At 35.9% G+C, this 17,516-nt stretch carries 21 protein-coding genes; 19 read left to right on the forward strand and 2 right to left on the reverse strand.

Annotation, left to right across the window (positions count from 1 at the left end):
* Positions 1-55 precede the first annotated feature (55 nt).
* The 8 genes from C406_RS0116925 (at position 56) to C406_RS0116960 (ending at position 6,164) form a co-directional block, all read left to right on the forward strand.
* Complete coding sequence (locus C406_RS0116925) at positions 56-1,309, forward strand: tetratricopeptide repeat protein (protein WP_017381844.1); 1,254 nt, start codon at positions 56-58, stop codon at positions 1,307-1,309.
* Between the two features lie 13 nt (positions 1,310-1,322).
* Positions 1,323-1,877: a ReoY family proteolytic degradation factor gene (locus tag C406_RS0116930; protein ID WP_017381845.1), complete on the forward strand. Its 555-nt coding sequence runs from the start codon at positions 1,323-1,325 to the stop codon at positions 1,875-1,877.
* A gap of 48 nt (positions 1,878-1,925) precedes the next feature.
* On the forward strand, positions 1,926-2,381 hold the full coding sequence (locus tag C406_RS0116935; protein ID WP_017381846.1) for a YpiF family protein: 456 nt from the start codon (positions 1,926-1,928) through the stop codon (positions 2,379-2,381).
* A 152-nt stretch (positions 2,382-2,533) separates the two neighbouring features.
* Positions 2,534-3,037, forward strand: coding sequence for a ubiquinol-cytochrome c reductase iron-sulfur subunit (locus tag C406_RS0116940; protein WP_017381847.1), 504 nt, complete (start codon positions 2,534-2,536; stop codon positions 3,035-3,037).
* Between the two features lie 20 nt (positions 3,038-3,057).
* Positions 3,058-3,732, forward strand: coding sequence for a menaquinol-cytochrome c reductase cytochrome b subunit (qcrB, locus tag C406_RS0116945; protein WP_017381848.1), 675 nt, complete (start codon positions 3,058-3,060; stop codon positions 3,730-3,732).
* Positions 3,733-3,772: 40 nt separating this feature from the next.
* On the forward strand, positions 3,773-4,534 hold the full coding sequence (locus C406_RS0116950; RefSeq protein ID WP_017381849.1) for a menaquinol-cytochrome c reductase cytochrome b/c subunit: 762 nt from the start codon (positions 3,773-3,775) through the stop codon (positions 4,532-4,534).
* 291 nt (positions 4,535-4,825) lie between these two features.
* Positions 4,826-5,425, forward strand: coding sequence for a DUF1405 domain-containing protein (locus C406_RS0116955; protein ID WP_017381850.1), 600 nt, complete (start codon positions 4,826-4,828; stop codon positions 5,423-5,425).
* Between the two features lie 52 nt (positions 5,426-5,477).
* Positions 5,478-6,164, forward strand: coding sequence for a zinc metallopeptidase (locus tag C406_RS0116960; RefSeq protein WP_036654991.1), 687 nt, complete (start codon positions 5,478-5,480; stop codon positions 6,162-6,164).
* Positions 6,165-6,264: 100 nt separating this feature from the next.
* On the opposite strand, the gene C406_RS0116965 is transcribed toward C406_RS0116960, so the two are convergent.
* Complete coding sequence (locus tag C406_RS0116965; RefSeq protein ID WP_017381852.1) at positions 6,265-7,134, reverse strand: YitT family protein; 870 nt, start codon at positions 7,132-7,134, stop codon at positions 6,265-6,267.
* 108 nt (positions 7,135-7,242) lie between these two features.
* Between C406_RS0116965 and C406_RS0116970 the strand changes: the two genes are divergently transcribed.
* The 9 genes from C406_RS0116970 (at position 7,243) to panD (ending at position 14,414) form a co-directional block, all read left to right on the forward strand.
* Positions 7,243-7,581 carry a nucleotide pyrophosphohydrolase gene (locus tag C406_RS0116970; protein ID WP_017381853.1) on the forward strand — a complete coding sequence of 113 codons (339 nt, stop codon included), beginning with the start codon at positions 7,243-7,245 and terminating at the stop codon, positions 7,579-7,581.
* A complete protein-coding gene (gene dapB / locus C406_RS0116975; RefSeq protein ID WP_017381854.1) occupies positions 7,578-8,372 on the forward strand; it encodes a 4-hydroxy-tetrahydrodipicolinate reductase in 795 nt (264 codons plus the stop codon). The genes C406_RS0116970 and dapB overlap by 4 nt, the downstream gene beginning before the upstream one ends.
* A gap of 19 nt (positions 8,373-8,391) precedes the next feature.
* Complete coding sequence (gene mgsA / locus C406_RS0116980) at positions 8,392-8,796, forward strand: methylglyoxal synthase (protein ID WP_017381855.1); 405 nt, start codon at positions 8,392-8,394, stop codon at positions 8,794-8,796.
* A gap of 17 nt (positions 8,797-8,813) precedes the next feature.
* On the forward strand, positions 8,814-9,956 hold the full coding sequence (gene bshA, locus C406_RS0116985) for an N-acetyl-alpha-D-glucosaminyl L-malate synthase BshA (protein ID WP_017381856.1): 1,143 nt from the start codon (positions 8,814-8,816) through the stop codon (positions 9,954-9,956).
* On the forward strand, positions 9,943-11,133 hold the full coding sequence (locus tag C406_RS0116990) for a CCA tRNA nucleotidyltransferase (RefSeq protein WP_017381857.1): 1,191 nt from the start codon (positions 9,943-9,945) through the stop codon (positions 11,131-11,133). Before bshA ends, C406_RS0116990 begins: the two co-directional genes overlap by 14 nt.
* A complete protein-coding gene (locus C406_RS0116995) occupies positions 11,117-12,100 on the forward strand; it encodes a biotin--[acetyl-CoA-carboxylase] ligase (protein ID WP_017381858.1) in 984 nt (327 codons plus the stop codon). The genes C406_RS0116990 and C406_RS0116995 overlap by 17 nt, the downstream gene beginning before the upstream one ends.
* Before the next feature lie 242 nt (positions 12,101-12,342).
* Entirely contained in the window at positions 12,343-13,176 is an 834-nt protein-coding gene (gene panB / locus C406_RS0117000) for a 3-methyl-2-oxobutanoate hydroxymethyltransferase (RefSeq protein ID WP_017381859.1), read from the forward strand.
* The gene (gene panC, locus C406_RS0117005; protein WP_017381860.1) at positions 13,176-14,027 is read left to right on the forward strand and encodes a pantoate--beta-alanine ligase; all 852 of its coding nucleotides are present in this window, start codon (positions 13,176-13,178) and stop codon (positions 14,025-14,027) included. Before panB ends, panC begins: the two co-directional genes overlap by 1 nt.
* Before the next feature lie 3 nt (positions 14,028-14,030).
* On the forward strand, positions 14,031-14,414 hold the full coding sequence (gene panD / locus C406_RS0117010; protein WP_017381861.1) for an aspartate 1-decarboxylase: 384 nt from the start codon (positions 14,031-14,033) through the stop codon (positions 14,412-14,414).
* Positions 14,415-14,941: 527 nt separating this feature from the next.
* Here panD and C406_RS0117015 read toward each other — a convergent pair.
* Positions 14,942-15,394, reverse strand: a complete 453-nt coding sequence (locus tag C406_RS0117015; protein WP_017381862.1) for an HIT family protein — start codon at positions 15,392-15,394, stop codon at positions 14,942-14,944.
* 542 nt (positions 15,395-15,936) lie between these two features.
* Between C406_RS0117015 and C406_RS0117020 the strand changes: the two genes are divergently transcribed.
* A complete protein-coding gene (locus C406_RS0117020; protein ID WP_017381863.1) occupies positions 15,937-16,341 on the forward strand; it encodes an NUDIX hydrolase in 405 nt (134 codons plus the stop codon).
* 117 nt (positions 16,342-16,458) lie between these two features.
* Positions 16,459-17,007: a 2'-5' RNA ligase family protein gene (locus C406_RS0117025; RefSeq protein WP_017381864.1), complete on the forward strand. Its 549-nt coding sequence runs from the start codon at positions 16,459-16,461 to the stop codon at positions 17,005-17,007.
* The last annotated feature ends 509 nt before the right edge of the window (positions 17,008-17,516 follow it).

Here is a 17,516-nt window from a genome sequence, read left to right on the forward strand (position 1 = left end):
GAGATAGTCGTGATGTAGCATATGGTATGAATAAGAAAGAAAACGGGTGATAATGATGGAAATAAGTCAAAAATTTATTGAAGCTATTGAAGCTGGAGATTTACAAACAGTCCAATCCTTAATTGAAACACTACAACTTTCAAGTGAACCAGAAGCTCAATATGAGATTGCAAATATGCTAATTCAAGCTGGTTATTTAAAAGAAGGCGAACAAGTACTAGAATATCTACAGTTTTTATTTCCTGAAGAGGCACAGCTGAAAATTGATCGTGCACAAGTTCTGATGGAAATAGACGAAGAAGATGAGGCTCTCTTGTTACTTGCTAGTATTGAAGAACATACGGATGAATATCCTCAAGCACTGTTAAGTTTAGCTGATTATTATCAGATGCAAGGATTATACGAAGCTGCTGAACAAAAAATTAATCAAGCACTTATACTATTGCCAGATGAATCAGTATTAATTTTTGCCAAAGCAGAATTATTATTAGAAATGGGGAAATATCTAGAAGCTATTCGTTTATATGAAAATTTAAAAGAACATACTGAAGAAATTGCAGGAGTCCGTTTATCAGAACGCTTAGCTGAAGTATATAGTGCGGGAGCCGCTTATGAACATGCAATTCCTTATTATGAAGAATCTTTAACTCATCAAGTTACACCTGATTTGCTGTTTGGGCTCGCATATGCTGCTTTTCAAGCAAAAGAGTATGACCTGTCAGTTCGAAAGCTGAATGAAGTAAAAACATTGGACCCAGATTATTTCTCGGCTCACTTATTGCTATCACAAGCTTATAGCATGTTAGATGACCATGAGCAAGCATACGAAGCGATATTAGAAGGATTAACACGTGATGAGTATGATAAAGAACTTTATTTATTCGCAGGTAAAATGGCCTTGAAAATGGGCATAACAACGGATGCTGAACAACATTTACGACAAGCAATCGTATTAGACCCTGAGTATATGGAAGCTACATTGACCTTGGTATCGTTTTTACATGCATCAGAAAGAGATCAAGATGTCATTGAACTGGTGGAATTGATTTCATCCAATCAAGATGACTGGTCAGCTTTATACCCATTTGCAGCTGATTCTTACGCGAAAGAAGAAAATTTTGAACGTGCATACGCATTTTATTCTTTGGCATATACTGATCATAAGGAAGACACAATCTTCATGGAGAAATTCGTTTATTTTCTGCTAGAAGAAGGAAAACGAGATGAAGCCCTAGAAATAGGTAAACAATTACTTTATTTGGAACCAAATGAAGAAAGATGGCAAGACCTGATTGAATCCTTGTCGTGAAAGGAGGAGTAGTATGACCGCTTCTGTTTCTGTGATTGAAAAGAAAGAATTTGTGCGCTGGTTTTTGAAAAGATATCAAATGAAACGAAGAGAATGCGTATGGATACTCAATTATTTATTAAGTCATGATGACTTACTACAAAAAGTACATTTTGTAGAAGAAGCTCATTACTGTCCGAGAGCCATGGTCATGTCTGTTACAGAATCTGGTGGCGTGCCTTTTCGCTTTTATAAAGGTAACTTAATGACTGCAGATGCTGAAAAATCATTTCACGACTTGCGTTTACATCCAAACGAAGATATGTTCATTCAACTGAATTTCCCAAACATCCCACCAAGCTCAGAGTTTTTAGCTGTATTAGAAGAAAATCCATTTATGCCGAAATATTTGCACATTAATGATAAAGATCGTCTTATAGCAGAAGAAGTACTGAAAATAAGTATGAATTCTTTTAGAGAAGAAAATATATTAAAACAAATTGATGAAGCTTTAGATGCGAATGATAAAGAACGATTTCTTGAATTGTCTAAGTTGCTACGGGGAATGAAAGAATCATCTAAATCTTAACTTCATCGTATATACGATGAAGTTTTTTGTTGAGAGGAATTGAAAAATATGTATTGGAATTCAAAAGATGTGAGTGTGTTTTTAGATCAAAAAGAATTTATTGATACTGCTGTGATTCCATTATTATTAATTGATGGACAAGCAAGTCAAGTTAAACAAAATGCTTCTAGCGCTGAATTTTTAATGGCACTTACAGTATTTATTGAAAACCAATTTAAAGGAAGAGTAGTTTTATTGCCTCCGGTATCGTATACACCTAAGTCGAGTCGGCAACAATTAGGGAATGAATGGTCTGAAATGTTAAAAGAAGCGGGTTTTAAGCATTTGTTTTTTGTTTCTAGTGATATGAGTTGGGGAACAGAAGCGAACGCATTAAATGTCATTTATACGCCATCTATTCCACTAGAACATATGGATCAAAGATTGCGTCAATCCGTCTTGGAAGATCAATTAAGACAAATAATTCCTGTATTTGCAAAACGTTGGGCTATTTCTTCGACATAAGCTTCAAGAAATGTTCACAAAGTACACTTTAACGTCTAATGGAATATTGACCTTCGTTTTTTATTGAGCTATCATAGAACTGTCCTAGTTTTACTATTTTTTGTATAAGTATGTCCGTTGGACTGACCTTTAAAGTTAGAGGGGGGTAAAGGATGAGTAATAATCGAGTATCAAGACGTCAATTCCTTAACTACACATTAACAGGTGTTGGTGGGTTTATGGCTGCAGGTATGTTAATGCCAATGGTTCGTTTTGCAATCGATCCAGTATTGCAAAAAGCTGAAGGTGGAGACTTTATACCGACAGATAAAAAAGTAGCAGAGCTTACTGAAGTTCCGGTAAGAGTAGACTTTTCATTTGAACAAGTGGATGGATGGTATACATCTGATGTAACAAGCTTTGTATGGGTTTACAAAGAAGGCGACAAATTAATTGCATTATCACCAGTATGTAAACATCTAGGTTGTACGGTAAGCTGGGCAGGATCTCCAGATTATAAAGATCAATTCTTCTGTCCGTGTCATGCTGGCCGATATGAAAAAAATGGTAAAAACGTTAAAGGTACACCACCGCTTGGTCCCTTGGATGAGTTCGAAACACGCGAAAAAGATGGTCTGTTACAAATCGGTAAAACACGACCAAATACATTAGTTTAAAGTAAGGGGGTACGACGTTAGTGCTAAATAAAATTTACGATTGGGTAGATGAACGTCTGGATATTACTCCTATTTGGCGTGATATTGCAGATCATGAAGTTCCAGAGCACGTTAACCCTGCACATCATTTTTCTGCATTCGTTTATTGTTTCGGGGGATTAACTTTCTTCATAACAGTAATTCAAATTCTTTCGGGTATGTTTTTAACAATGTACTATACGCCAGATATTGAAAATGCATGGAAATCAGTTTACTACTTACAAAATGAAGTAGCATTCGGTGAAATTGTGCGTGGTATGCATCACTGGGGATCTTCACTCGTAATCGTGATGATATTCCTTCACACATTACGTGTATTCTTTACAGGTTCTTATAAAAAACCTCGTGAACTAAACTGGGTAGTCGGCGTGTTAATTTTAGGCGTTATTTTAGGTTTAGGTTTCACAGGTTATCTACTTCCTTGGGACATGAAAGCGTTGTTTGCGACGAAAGTAGGTATTGAAATTGCCGCATCCGTTCCATTTATTGGAGGCGCAATAAAAACCTTGTTAGCCGGTGATGAAGCTATCCTCGGTGCACAAACGTTAACACGATTCTTTGCGATTCATGTATTCTTCTTACCAGCTGCTTTGCTTGGGTTGCTTGCAGCACACTTTATCATGATTCGTAAACAAGGTATTTCAGGACCGTTGTAAGCTACAGCGTCTTTGATGATTTCTAAAAGGAGGGGACACTATGCATCGCGGAAAAGGAATGAAATTTGTCGGGGATTCTCGTATACCTGCAGATCGCAAATCAAATATTCCAAAAGACTACTCCGAGTATCCAGGCAAAACAGAAGCTTTCTGGCCTAACTTCTTATTGAAAGAATGGATGGTTGGTTCAGTTTTCTTAGTTGGTTATTTAATCTTAACTGTTGCACATCCATCACCACTTGAACGTCAAGCGGATCCAACAGACACAGGATATATTCCATTACCTGACTGGTATTTCTTATTCTTATATCAATTACTAAAATATGAATTTGCTTCTGGTCCATTTAATGTAATCGGAGCAATTGTAATTCCAGGATTAGCATTTGGTGCACTATTACTCGCGCCATTTATGGACAAAGGTCCAGAACGTCGTGCATTTAAACGACCGTTACCAACGGCATTTATGTTACTTGCACTCGCTTCAATGATTTACCTGACTTGGGAATCAGTTGTTAACCATGATTGGGAAGCAGCAAAAGCTCAAGGTGAAATTCGTGAAGAAGCACAATTCGACACAGAAGCAGAAGGGTATAAGATATACTCACAAGCTTCTTGTATAGGTTGTCACGGTAATGCATTTGAAGGCGGTTTAGGGCCATCTCTTGCAACTACTGATAAAACAGCTGAAGAAATTGCGGATATCGCGGTAAATGGTCAAGGTACCATGGCTGCTGGCCTTTGGGAAGGTACTGATGAAGAGTTACAGGAGTTAGCTAAATTTATTGATGAGTTAAGTCCATGATAAAACCGAGAAAGAGTCAGGAAACTGGCTCTTTTTTTGTTAGATAGAAAGTATAAGTATTATCGAGCTACACATAATGCTTTGTATTCAGTCTTTGAACAATACTGTCAAACTAGATGGCTTTAGGCTTTTCATTATCTTTATCAAAAAAATGTTTAATCAATAAAACAGCTTTTACATATAGTTTCTGTGTCCTGCTAAGAAACTCGTTTATGAATGAGTGGGAGCATTCATTTTGAGGGCGAGTCTAACTAGAGTGGCGCTATTTCTAGAAAAAGGGGTCGTGTGAAAGTGAATCCATTATTCACTCAAATTAAATACATATTATTTTATAAACCATTTATGTGGTTATTGCTCATTATTAATATTCTAGGTACTGTCTACGGCTACTATTGGTATAGATGGCAGATGGAAATAACCGAACCTATATTTCTGATTTTTGTTCCAGATAGTCCGACTGCAAGCTTATTTTTCTCAATTGCTTTATTCGGTTGGTTAATTGGACTACATTTTAAACTAATAGAAGCACTTGCGTTAATTACTTTAGTAAAATATGGCCTTTGGGCAGTCGCTATGAATATTTGGACGCAATTTGAAGCGGGACCAATTGGTTTCGTAGGGTGGATGCTTGTTGTTAGTCACTTTGCTATGGCTTTACAAGCTGTGTTGTATATTCCTATGTATAAATTTAATTGGTTCCATTTATTGATTGCTGCTATTTGGACACTTCATAATGACGTAATTGACTATGTCTTTGGACAAATGCCGATATATAGCAGTTTAAGTGAATTTACCCAGACGATTGGTTATTTTACGTTTTGGTTGTCAATTGCATGTATTTTATTAGCGATCATGGTCATCAAATCGTCACGGAATGTGCAAACGAAATAGTTGCTCAATTCTTAAACAGCATATAAAATAATAAGTAGATAGAAATAGGAGGATGGTTGATTTGGGATTTTTGCTCTACTTTGCCGTACTACTATTGTTACCTCTTTACGCGCAATTTAAAGTCAAACGCACGTATAAAAAGTACTCAAAAGTACGCTCAACTTCTGGAATGACAGGTGCTCAAGTAGCACGTTTAATTTTAGATCAAAACGATTTGAAAGATGTGAAAGTTGTAGAAAGTCAAGGGTTTCTAAGTGATCACTATAATCCAATGACTAGAATTGTTGCGTTGTCTTCTCACAACTACCATGAAGCATCTGTAGCAGGGACAGCAATTGCTGCTCACGAAGTCGGTCATGCGATTCAACATAAAGAAGCATATACGTTTTTACAATGGCGTCATAAATTAGTACCTGTTGCTAACATTTCTTCAAATGCATCATGGATTTTCGTAATGATTGGTATTTTTGCTGGAATGTCTAACATGTTGCTATTAGGTATCGTTTTATTAGCTGTAGGGGTAGTTTTTCAAATTGTTACTTTACCGGTAGAGTTCAATGCATCTAGTCGCGCGATGACTGAAATTGTATCTCATGGGGTCATTCGTAACGAAGAAGAAAAACATGCTAAAAAAGTATTAAATGCTGCTGCAATGACATATGTAGCTGCTGCGGCAGTTGCTGTTCTTGAATTAGTACGTTTAGTACTCATGTACACAGGAATGAGTCGTTCAGAATAGAACCAAAAAACTCACGAGCATGAATATCATGCTTCGTGAGTTTTTTTGTACTATTAGTTTGTAAAGAGTTTTTTCTAAAATGGCTTGATTCGCAATCATGTTAATCTATCGGGCGTTTTTGCTCGTCGAGTGTAAACCCTTCACCCATGACATCGTGAACTTCTGTTACAGACACAAAGGCATGTGGATCAATCGATGTTATAATATTTTTTAAACGCACAATTTCATTGCGACCAACCACGCAATAGAGTACTTCGCGATCAGCTTTTGTGAAATGGCCAAAGCCTCTTAATACGGTTACTCCGCGATCCATGTCACTTGCAATTCGATCACCTATCTCACTTTGAAATTCAGAAATAATAAAAGCACCGCGAGCTTTGTATGCAGCTTCTTGAACAAAGTCAATGACACGAGAACCGATAAAGACGGCAACCAAGGTATACATCATGGAGCGATGATCTAAAAATGTTAACCATGAAAGCAAAATTACCGCTGCATCAAAGATAAACATTGTTTTCCCCATACTCCATCCAACATATTTATGTGCGAGTCGGGCAATAATATCTACGCCACCAGTTGTTCCGCCATATCTAAAAATTATACCAAGTCCAATTCCAACAAAAACGCCTGCAAATAGCGATGCTAAAAATAAATCGTCTTGTAATTGAATATTGATTTCATATATTTGGAATATCTTTATAAATATAGATACAGAAACAGTTCCGATAATCGTATAAACAAATACTTTTTGACCAAGAAGGCGCCAACCAATAATAAACATTGGTATATTTAATAATAAATTCATTAATGCTGGATCAAATTTAAAGACGAAGAACAATATTAATGTAATCCCGCTAAACCCGCCTTCACCGAGTTCGTTTTGAATGTTAAAATGGACAAAACCAAAACTAAAAATGGCTGAACCTAGCAAAATGAAAAAGATATTTTTGAATTTAATACCTTTAAGCATACAAACACCTCAATTTCTTAAAAAGAACACTACGCTATTATCATGCATTATAAGTGTTTTGACAACATGATTTCTTATTATTAGGATAGGGTTAGGAGTGTGAAACATATGACAACTGAAAAAACGATTCAAACATTACAAAAAGAAGTCGATGACTATATAGGACAATTTAAAGAAGGTTATTTTCCTCCTTTTGAAATGCTTGCTCGGATGACAGAAGAACTTGGTGAGTTATCTAGAGAAGTTCAGCATGTGCACGGCATTAAAAAGAAAAAATCCTCTGAAGCGCAAAAAAGCTTGGAAGAAGAATTAGGGGACTTACTATTTGTTCTCATTTGTTTTGCAAATGCAGAGAAAATTGATATACAAAGAGCACATGATCAAGTGATGGACAAGTTTAATTCAAGAGATAAAAACCGTTGGACGTTGAAGGAGGAACAGTCATGATTCGAGTTGCGATTGGTGGACCACGTGGAAAAATGGGGCAAGAAGCTGTACATACTGTAATGAATAATGAGAATATGGAACTAGTTGCAGTTCTAGATCACAAAGATATAGGTGATTTGTTAAGTGAGTCGCCTAATTTCCCAGCAAGTTATGAAGTTCCTGTTTTCCTAAACTTAGAAAGCTTGATCGTCACGATAAAACCAGATGTGTTTCTGGATTTAACAACACCACATCAAGTGTTTGAACATACAATGTTGTGTTTGCAAAATAATGTAAGACCAGTCATTGGAACAACTGGTTTTACTGATGAGCAATTACAACAGTGCACTATACTTGCAGAAGTGAATAAACTTGGCTGTATTGTAGCTCCAAATTTTGCGATTGGTGCAGTATTGATGATGAAATTTGCATCGTTAGCAGCTGCCTATTTTCCCGATGTTGAAATCATTGAAATGCATCATGATCAAAAACTCGATGCCCCATCAGGAACAGCTTATAAGACAGCACAAATGATTGCTGAAGTGCGACCTTCACATAAACAAGGCCATCCAAATGAAAAAGAGACGTTGGAGGGAGCTAGAGGTGCTTCGTATGATGGAATTCCAATACATAGCGTACGTTTACCTGGCTTAATTGCTCACCAACAAATTTTATTTGGAGGAGAGGGACAACTATTTACGCTACGTCATGATTCATATAATCGACAATCTTTTATGTCGGGTGTTACATTTTCTATTAATCAAGTAATGGAGATAAAAGAACTTGTTTACGGACTAGAAAATATTTTATAAATGATGGGATGGGAATTTTATGAGAATTGCTTTAATCGCACATGACCGAAAAAAAGATGATTTAATTCAATTTGTGACAGCATATTTGTCCATATTGTCTGAACATGATTTATGTGCTACTGGTACTACTGGAAAGCGAATTATTGATGAGACGGGTTTACCAGTATTTCTCTTTCAATCTGGTCCACTAGGTGGAGATCAACAAATTGGTGCTATGGTTGCAAAAAATGAGATGGACATGATCATTTTCTTCCGTGACCCTTTAACAGCACAACCTCATGAACCTGATGTTACGGCACTAATTCGATTATGTGATGTATACCAAATCCCATTAGCAACAAATATGGGAACAGCTGAAGTATTATTAAAAGGTTTACAAGAAGGATTTATTAATTGGCGACTGCTAGAAGAAAGACGTTCATAAGAAAGGAAGGTGACTTCGTGAAGAAATTAAAAATTGGCATCACTTGCTATCCAACAGTAGGAGGCTCAGGTGTAATTGCAACTGAACTCGGAAAGTTACTTGCAGAGCGTGGCCATGAAATTCATTTCATCACTTCAAGCATGCCATTTAAGTTAAATCGTGTGGTCCCAAATATTTTTTTTCATCAAGTAGAAGTAAATAAGTATTCGGTATTTCAATATGCACCATACGATATTGCCTTAGCCAGTAAAATGGCAGAAGTCATAAAAAAGGAAAATTTAGATATCCTTCACGTCCACTACGCTATCCCGCATGCGGTTTGCGCAGTTTTAGCTCGTGATATGGCGGGGCAGCGTGTTGGCATTGTTACGACGCTCCATGGTACTGATATTAGTGTTTTAGGCTACGATTCATCACTTTCAGGTGCCATTCGTTATGGTATAGAGAAATCAGATGTTGTGACCGCAGTTTCAGACTCGCTCAAAAATCAAACCAATGATTTAATTCAACCAGACCAAACGATAGAAACCATCTATAATTTTGTGGACGAACGTGAATACTTTCCAAATAAATCGTCAAATTTAAAATCTTGCTTTAACATTCAAGAGGATGAAAAAGTGGTCATTCATGTTTCAAACTTTCGCAAAGTAAAACATGTTGGCGATGTCATCTCAAGTTTTGCTTATATTCGAAAAGAAATGCCTGCTAAATTACTACTCGTTGGTGATGGTCCTGAAATGAGTAACATTATCAAACAAGTCAGTTCTTTAGGTTTGGAAAAGGATGTCGTATTTTTAGGGAAACAAGAAAATGTTTCTGAATTATATGCCATAAGTGATTTAAAACTGTTATTGTCCGAAAAAGAAGCTTTTGGTTTAGTACTATTAGAGGCTATGGCATGTGGTGTTCCTTGTATTGGCTCTAATATAGGGGGAATACCTGAAGTAATTAATCACGGTCATAATGGTTATATCGTTCCTTTACATGATGCTGAAGCCGTAGCTTGTTATGCAATTAAAATATTAACGAATGAAGACTTACATAATCGTATGAGGGAGAATGCTATTAAAACAGTTTCTCATAAATTCCATTCATCATTAATTGTGTCCCAATATGAAAAACTTTACGAGAAAGTAGTTCTTCAACATGTTCACAACTGAACAATGGCAAGCTGGTAAAAAAATAATTGAAACACTAAAAAAACACGGATATGAAGCTGTATTTGTGGGTGGGGCAGTTCGCGATTTTGTTAGTCATAAAGAAGCCAACGATATTGATATTGCAACAAGTGCTTTACCTGTCGAAGTAAAAACGATATTTAAGAGAACTGCAGATGTGGGTCTTGCACATGGAACTGTAGTCGTAATAGAAAATCGTGTTCCAATTGAAGTGACGACGTTTCGTACAGACGGGGAATATACGGATCACCGTAGACCAACTGATGTAAAGTTCGTACTTTCACTTGATGATGATTTAAAACGTAGAGATTTTACAATGAACGCCCTTGCTATGAATGAGAGTTTTGAAATCATCGATTTATTCGAAGGTCAGCGTGATTTAAAAAACGGATTGATTCGTACAGTGGGAGAGCCAATAGACCGATTTAAAGAAGATGCATTGCGCATGCTTCGTGCGATACGGTTTACAGCACAGCTAGGTTTTACAATTGAATTGAACACTCTTAATGCGATTAAATCGTGCGCAAGCGATCTTTCATATGTGTCGATCGAAAGAATAACTGCCGAACTCGAAAAAATGTGGATGAGTACGAATCTAGATCAAGGAATGATTTACCTTGTTAAGAGCAACTTGGCAAAGCAACTTCCAGGAGACTTTCCTTTCACTCATAAAAAATGGACTCAATTAGGAAATCCTAAAAATGTATTGATGTGTTGGGCATTTTTATGTTTACTTCAAGAAACACCTAATGGTTCAGAACTAGCTAGAATTTTCAAATTATCAAAAGATCTAAAACAACAAATTAACCAATTAATCAAAGCGACGCAAATACGCTATGAACGATTATTTTCAATTGACGACCTATATCACTTTGATAAAAACATACTTATTCATGCAGAATTGTTATCTAGAGTTGTTCAAAGTGACATTCAACCAATGCCGATTGATGAAATTGATAAACGTAAACAATCGTTACCTATTCAATCGATTCGAGATCTTGAAGTTTCAGGACAAGATTTGATGGAATGGTTTAACAAGCCGAGCGGACCTTGGATTAAAGAAATACTTACTCAAATAGAACTTGCTGTTTTACATCAAAAAGTAGTGAACAATCCTACCACAATAAAGGAATGGATAATGAATGAATCCAACAGTTAAATATGAGATTACAAAACGTTTATTAGCTGCGAATGGTCAACCTATTTCTGGTCAACAATTGGCAGATGACTTCGGATTGTCAAGAACAGCTATTTGGAAGCACATAAAAGAACTTGAAACAGAAGGTTTTGAAATAGATACGGTGAAGAAAAAAGGGTATGTCTTAACATCATCACCTGATTCATTGCAAGCTGCTAAAATAGACCAGTATTTAACGACAAAGCGTTTTGGTCGAAACATTCATTATCAAGTAACATGTCCATCCACTCAACCAATCGCCCATCAACTTGTGCAATCGGGAGCTCCTGATGGGTCTGTTGTTATTTGTGAAGAGCAGACTGCAGGAAAAGGACGTTTAGCACGTGCTTGGACATCTACTCAAGGCAAAGGGATTTGGATGAGTGTAATCATTCGACCGGAAATACCTCCTACCAAAGCACCTCAATTTACTTTAGTTGCTGCTGTTGCAGTTACTAGAGCCATTGAAGAAGTCTGTCAAGTTAGAACTGAGATCAAATGGCCTAATGATTTACTAATCAATGGAAAGAAATGTACAGGAATCTTAACTGAGTTGCAAGCGGACATTGATCGTGTACAAGCAATCATTTTAGGTATTGGTGTTAATGCAAATCAACAACAAAGTGATTTTCCACAAGAGATTCAATCCATTGCCACTTCCATACAAATGGTCACAGGACAGCCTGTAGACCGTGCACAGCTTGTAGCTCGTATATTGCATCATTTAGAAATTTATACTGATTTATACGTCAAGCATGGTTTTGAACCACTAAAAATCCTTTGGGAAAGTTATTCGTGTACACTGGGCAAACGAATAAAAGCGATTATGATTCACCAAACAATTGAAGGAATGGCTCTTGGCATAACAAATGAAGGCGTTTTACAAGTAAAAACAGACGACGGACAAATTCATGGAATTTATTCTGCGGACATTCAAATTCAAAATTAACAAAAATGAATTAATATAGAATGTGTATTTCATTTCTGTTATAGTAAATGCGAAGGGCAGTATCTGAGTAGAACTGCACCTGATGAACAAACTTGATATTATAAAATTGAATAATTTCTGCCTTGATCTTAATCGACAGGGACGGAGGAAACCAATTCTTTTACCTAAACCACCCTTCTGTCCATTTTTTTGGCCAGAAGGGTTTTTATTTTGGTTTTCTCTCAAAAGAGAGGAGATAGGAAATGAAAACGACTACTGAATTTATGAAGATGAAAAAAGAAAACAATAAAATTATTATGTTAACTGCATATGACTATCCTTCAGCAAAACTTGCTGAAGACTCAGGTGTCGAGATTCTACTTGTTGGAGATTCTCTTGGTATGGTGGTTCTTGGTTACGATTCAACAGTTCAAGTAACTCTTGAAGATATGATTCATCACGGGAAAGCGACGAGACGTGGGGCACCTGATACTTTTGTAGTTGTCGATATGCCTTTTGGTACTTACCATGGCTCACTTGATACAACACTCACTAACGCAATTCGTTTATTCCAGGAAACGAATGCACAAGCTTTAAAAATTGAAGGGGCAGACGAAGTCATCGATGTCATTCGATTATTGTCACGTACAGGTATACCTGTAGTAGCTCATTTGGGTCTCCTACCACAGTCGGCAAGTGTTTCGGGTGGTTATAAGGTTCAAGGGAAAACCGCACAAGCAGCACAAAAATTAATTGAAGATGCACTTGCATGTGAAGCTGCAGGAGCTTTTATGGTCGTTCTAGAATGTATTCCCTATCAACTGGGCAAAACGATAACTGAAACACTTTCAATTCCTGTAATTGGCATTGGTGCAGGGGCAGAAACAGACGGTCAAGTCCTCGTTTTTCATGACACTGTGACGTATGGTAGTCATCACATGCCGAAGTTTGTAAAAGCCTTCTCTCAAGCAGGGAAAGAAATTTCTGCTGGCTTGGCCCAATATGTAGAAGAAGTTAAAACTGGAGAATTTCCAGCAGTTGAACATCGTTTTACAATGAAAGATGACGAATACCAACAGTTATACGGAGGAAAATAATGATCCAAGTGCAAGTGATTAAGGAGCTAAAAGAATATATTAAGACACAAAGAGTTTCTGGCAAGAGCATCGGTTTTGTCCCTACTATGGGCTATTTACATGAAGGACATATATCCCTTGTTAAACAAGCTAGAGAAGAGAATGACTATGTAGTCATGAGTATCTTTGTTAATCCTGCCCAATTTGGACCTAATGAAGATTTGGATAGCTATCCTCGTGATTTAGAACGAGATACAAAATTAGCAAAAGAAGCCGGTGTAGACTTATTGTTTTTCCCTCAAGTAAATGAAATATATCCACAAGATGGAGGTATTTCGATACATGCAGGAGCTCAAGCAAATGTACTATGTGGCGCTTCAAGACCGGGACATTTTGATGGTGTATTAAAAGTAGTCACGAAGCTTTTTCATATAGTCGAACCAACGACCGTTTATTTTGGTCAAAAAGATGCACAACAATTGGCGATTATCGAGACAATGGTCCGAGATTATAATTTTCCACTGGAAGTTCGCAGGGGAGCCACAGTTCGGGAACCAGACGGTCTAGCAAAAAGTTCTCGAAACGTTTTCTTAAGTAAAGCAGAGCGAGCACATGCACCAATTATCCATCAAGCAATTCAACTTGGAATTGAACAGTATAAGTTGAATCAAAATATAGAACAAGCTAAACAAGTTACCACCCAACACATTGAAAATGCCATTTCAGGAAAAATTGATTATGTTGAATTGTTAAGCTATCCAAACCTGACAACTGACGTATCAAATGACACGACAGTTATATTAGCGGTAGCTGTCTTTTTCGAAAAAGCACGTCTGATCGACAATATGTTGTTGGATCGTAAAGGAGAGTAAACGATGTTACGTATGATGTTAAATTCAAAACTTCACCGTGCTGTAGTTACAGAAGCGGATTTAAATTATGTAGGAAGTATTACAATTGATCAAAACCTTTTAGATGCTGTAGGTATGTTGCCAAATGAGAAAGTTCATATTGTAAATAACAATAACGGAGCGCGTTTTGAAACCTATATAATTGCAGGGGAAAGAGGCAGCGGAGTTATTTGTGTAAACGGTGCAGCAGCTCGTCTTGTTCAAAAAGGGGATATCGTTATTATTTTATCGTATGTATATATGATGAACGATGAGGCTAAAGAGCATAAACCAACTGTCGCAATTATGAATGAAAACAATTCAATCCGAGAAATCATTAGCCACGAGCCTGAAGCAACCGTTATGTAATCATAAATAAAACTTCTTTACATGTTCACTTTGGTTTCTAACTTAATGAAATGAACAATAAGAGAAGAAGTTCTCTGATACAAACCTTAAAATAAACATCAAAAAAGACCGCTAATTCGCATTTGAATTAGCGGACTTTTTAACGTTGTTGGCTCTATTAAACAACTCTACTGTTTTCCGTGACAAAGCCCTTCATGTTTCGAAGTTAGCGAAGCGATGCAGAAACAGAAATAGGCGGACCGTGAACCACCTTAGGTCAACAGGATGTTGGTCACTAAGAAGTTGCCATAAGATATGGCGTTCTTAGCCTTAGTTCCTTTGTTCGACTACGAGATCTTCACCTGGACTCGCTTTTCCCGCTGGAAAGATTAGGGCCAAATTGCTTTTGGTCCTAATCTTTGCGACGAAGCTACCGCAGCGGTGCAGTGCAATTCAGGAGCAGATGTTTTTCGCCGCCTTTAACTACAATCATATAACCAAGTAACAAGTGTTTTAGGGACTTATTAGACAGCCTATTTGAAAATGCACTATAATAACTCAGCAATTATTTTCGATAATTCATTCCTTGTAGTTAAGAATTTGTTTTTAAGATCATCATTGCTCCAAGATTCTTCTGTGTAAAAACGAGCAAAAGATTGATTTTCATATCTTGGTACAACATGCATATGGTAATGAGACAATTCATCAATTGTTCCACCATTTTGACATATCGTTATACCATCGGGATTATATAGCTTTTTTATAGCCTTTGAAAGTAGTTGAGATGCCTTCATTATTGCAATGGCTGTTTGTGGATCAAATTCATCGACATAACGAAAGTGTTTCTTAGGTAATATTAAAGCGTGTCCCTCATTAAAAGGATCATGGTCTAAAATACAACAGACAAACTTATCTTCATAAACCACATGAACTAATAAATCTTGATTCGCCAATGCACATCCTAAACATTCCAAATTCTCTTGTGTATTATCAACATTCACATAGCTCACCTCTATTTTTTAAAAATTATAGATCTTTTTATATAGCTCTGTTAAATTAACATGATGTTTTATCGTCCATTTGCGCTTGCGGCTTGCTAGGCGCAAATGTACTCGTTTGTTTTTCAAGAAAAATTAACATCCTTCTTTAACATAGCATTTTTATAAAAAAGACTTAAAATTATATTAACAATTTTTAACAATAATTAAAATATATTTTTTCTATTCGTTTATGATATCTAGTAGGTTATTGGTGATTGTACATGTTTTAGAAGATAAAATAACACCTCAATTTGCTGTTGCTACGTGCGAATTGAGGTGTTATTTTGTTTTTTATTCGATTCACGACTTTCAGTTTTCATAATTAAAATTGATAAAAAATTTCGTTAAATGCCAATTGGATATTTATGTTAAAATATAAAAGACGATTGGGAACGTAAATTAAGAGAAGAAAAGGAAATAATGGGTTCGATATCTTTGCACGTGTTTTTAAAGAAGTTAGTTGGATTGGTATAAAAACAAATATGGAAATGGAGATTGAGATAATGACACCAAAACATATTGTTTCAGCAGCAACGATTGTACTAAATGATCAAAAAGAAATTTTATTGATTAAAGGACCAAGAAGAGGATGGGAAATGCCTGGTGGACAGGTTGAAGAAGGCGAATCCTTGAATGAAGCTGCAATCAGGGAAACCAAAGAAGAATCGGGAATAGATATTGAAATAACAAAATTTTGTGGAGTATTTCAAAATGTAAGTGGTTCAATTTGTAATACATTATTTTTGGGTACACCGATTGGAGGAGCACTTACAACTAGTACTGAGAGTCTAGAAGTAGGTTATTTTCCTATTGATGAAGCATTGGATATGGTCACGTGGAAAAATTTTAGGCAAAGAATTGAATATTGTATAGATGACAAACTTCAGCCTTTTTATATTGCATTTTAATTAGACTTTTTTTGCTAACGGAACGTTATTGAAATTACGGTGTGCATTACTTTGAGATCGTTGTAAATGGTCAGTATATCTCATGAAGGAATAGATTTATTTAAGGAGTGATATTAAATGCGATTTTTTATTGGAATTGTGCCTTCAGATGAATACAAAAAAAGACTACTAGATTTTCACCATAAATGGAAAAACAATCGTATTACAGATGTTGTCGAACCACATATAACTCTGAAGGCACAAGGTGGATTAACCACAGATGAGAAGTGGCTTAGTAAAGTTAAAGAAGTATGTAATAACTTTAATTCCTTTCAAATAACACTGGAAAAACCAATGTTTTTTGGTGAGGATATCCTTTATTTAAGTGCAACTTCAAATGAATTATATAAACTACATAAAAGTATAGTGCGAGTAATTTCTCCTTCTAATGATTTAATTAAAAAGTTTTTTGAACTTGACGATTTTGTCCCACATATGACTTTAGGGAAAATAAATTATGGTTTATCAAACAAGGAACTTAGAGAAATGGGGAACTTAGCAGAAAAAGAACTTATTCCTTTTCCAACTTTTGAAGTTAGATTTGTAAGAGTTTATCAAGAAATTGAACCAAATAAATATAGAAAGTTTTTAGATATTCCTTTAAATAATATAATTCCTACTACCTAATGGTTAGCTATAGAAGAAATAATTTGCTAAGAAACTTGTAAAGAAAAATGAAAAAAGTAATGGACGAAAGTAACTTCGTCTATTACTTTATTTTTAATTCTTGAGATCGGTTCATCTAAAGAGACCAAGAGTAAATTTAATAGCAATGTTTTACCATTTTTTTAGAGTACGCAATGTAATCAATTTCATTAACGTAATCAAAACCGCCAATTGCATCTTCAGTAATTTCAAAGGTTTTTTCTTTACCTTCATAATTGTTAGTGACCTTATTTGGCCGTTCCCTAAAAACCCTTTAAAAACAACTTCTACTTGAGTCGTTAGCTCAATAACTCAGAAGATATTACCGCTTTTAATTTCATCATTCATACCACCTTCAGATGTTGTGGTACAAGCAGTTAATGACAAGACTAATAATCCAATCAAAGTATACTTCAGTCATATGTTATTTGACAAAAATCTCTTTGTTGACATAGACGTGTTTACTTAGTGTCAGTTACACCTAAATAGAT

This window comes from Paenisporosarcina sp. TG-14, assembly GCF_000297555.1.
Classification (GTDB): Bacteria; Bacillota; Bacilli; order Bacillales_A; family Planococcaceae; genus Paenisporosarcina; species Paenisporosarcina antarctica.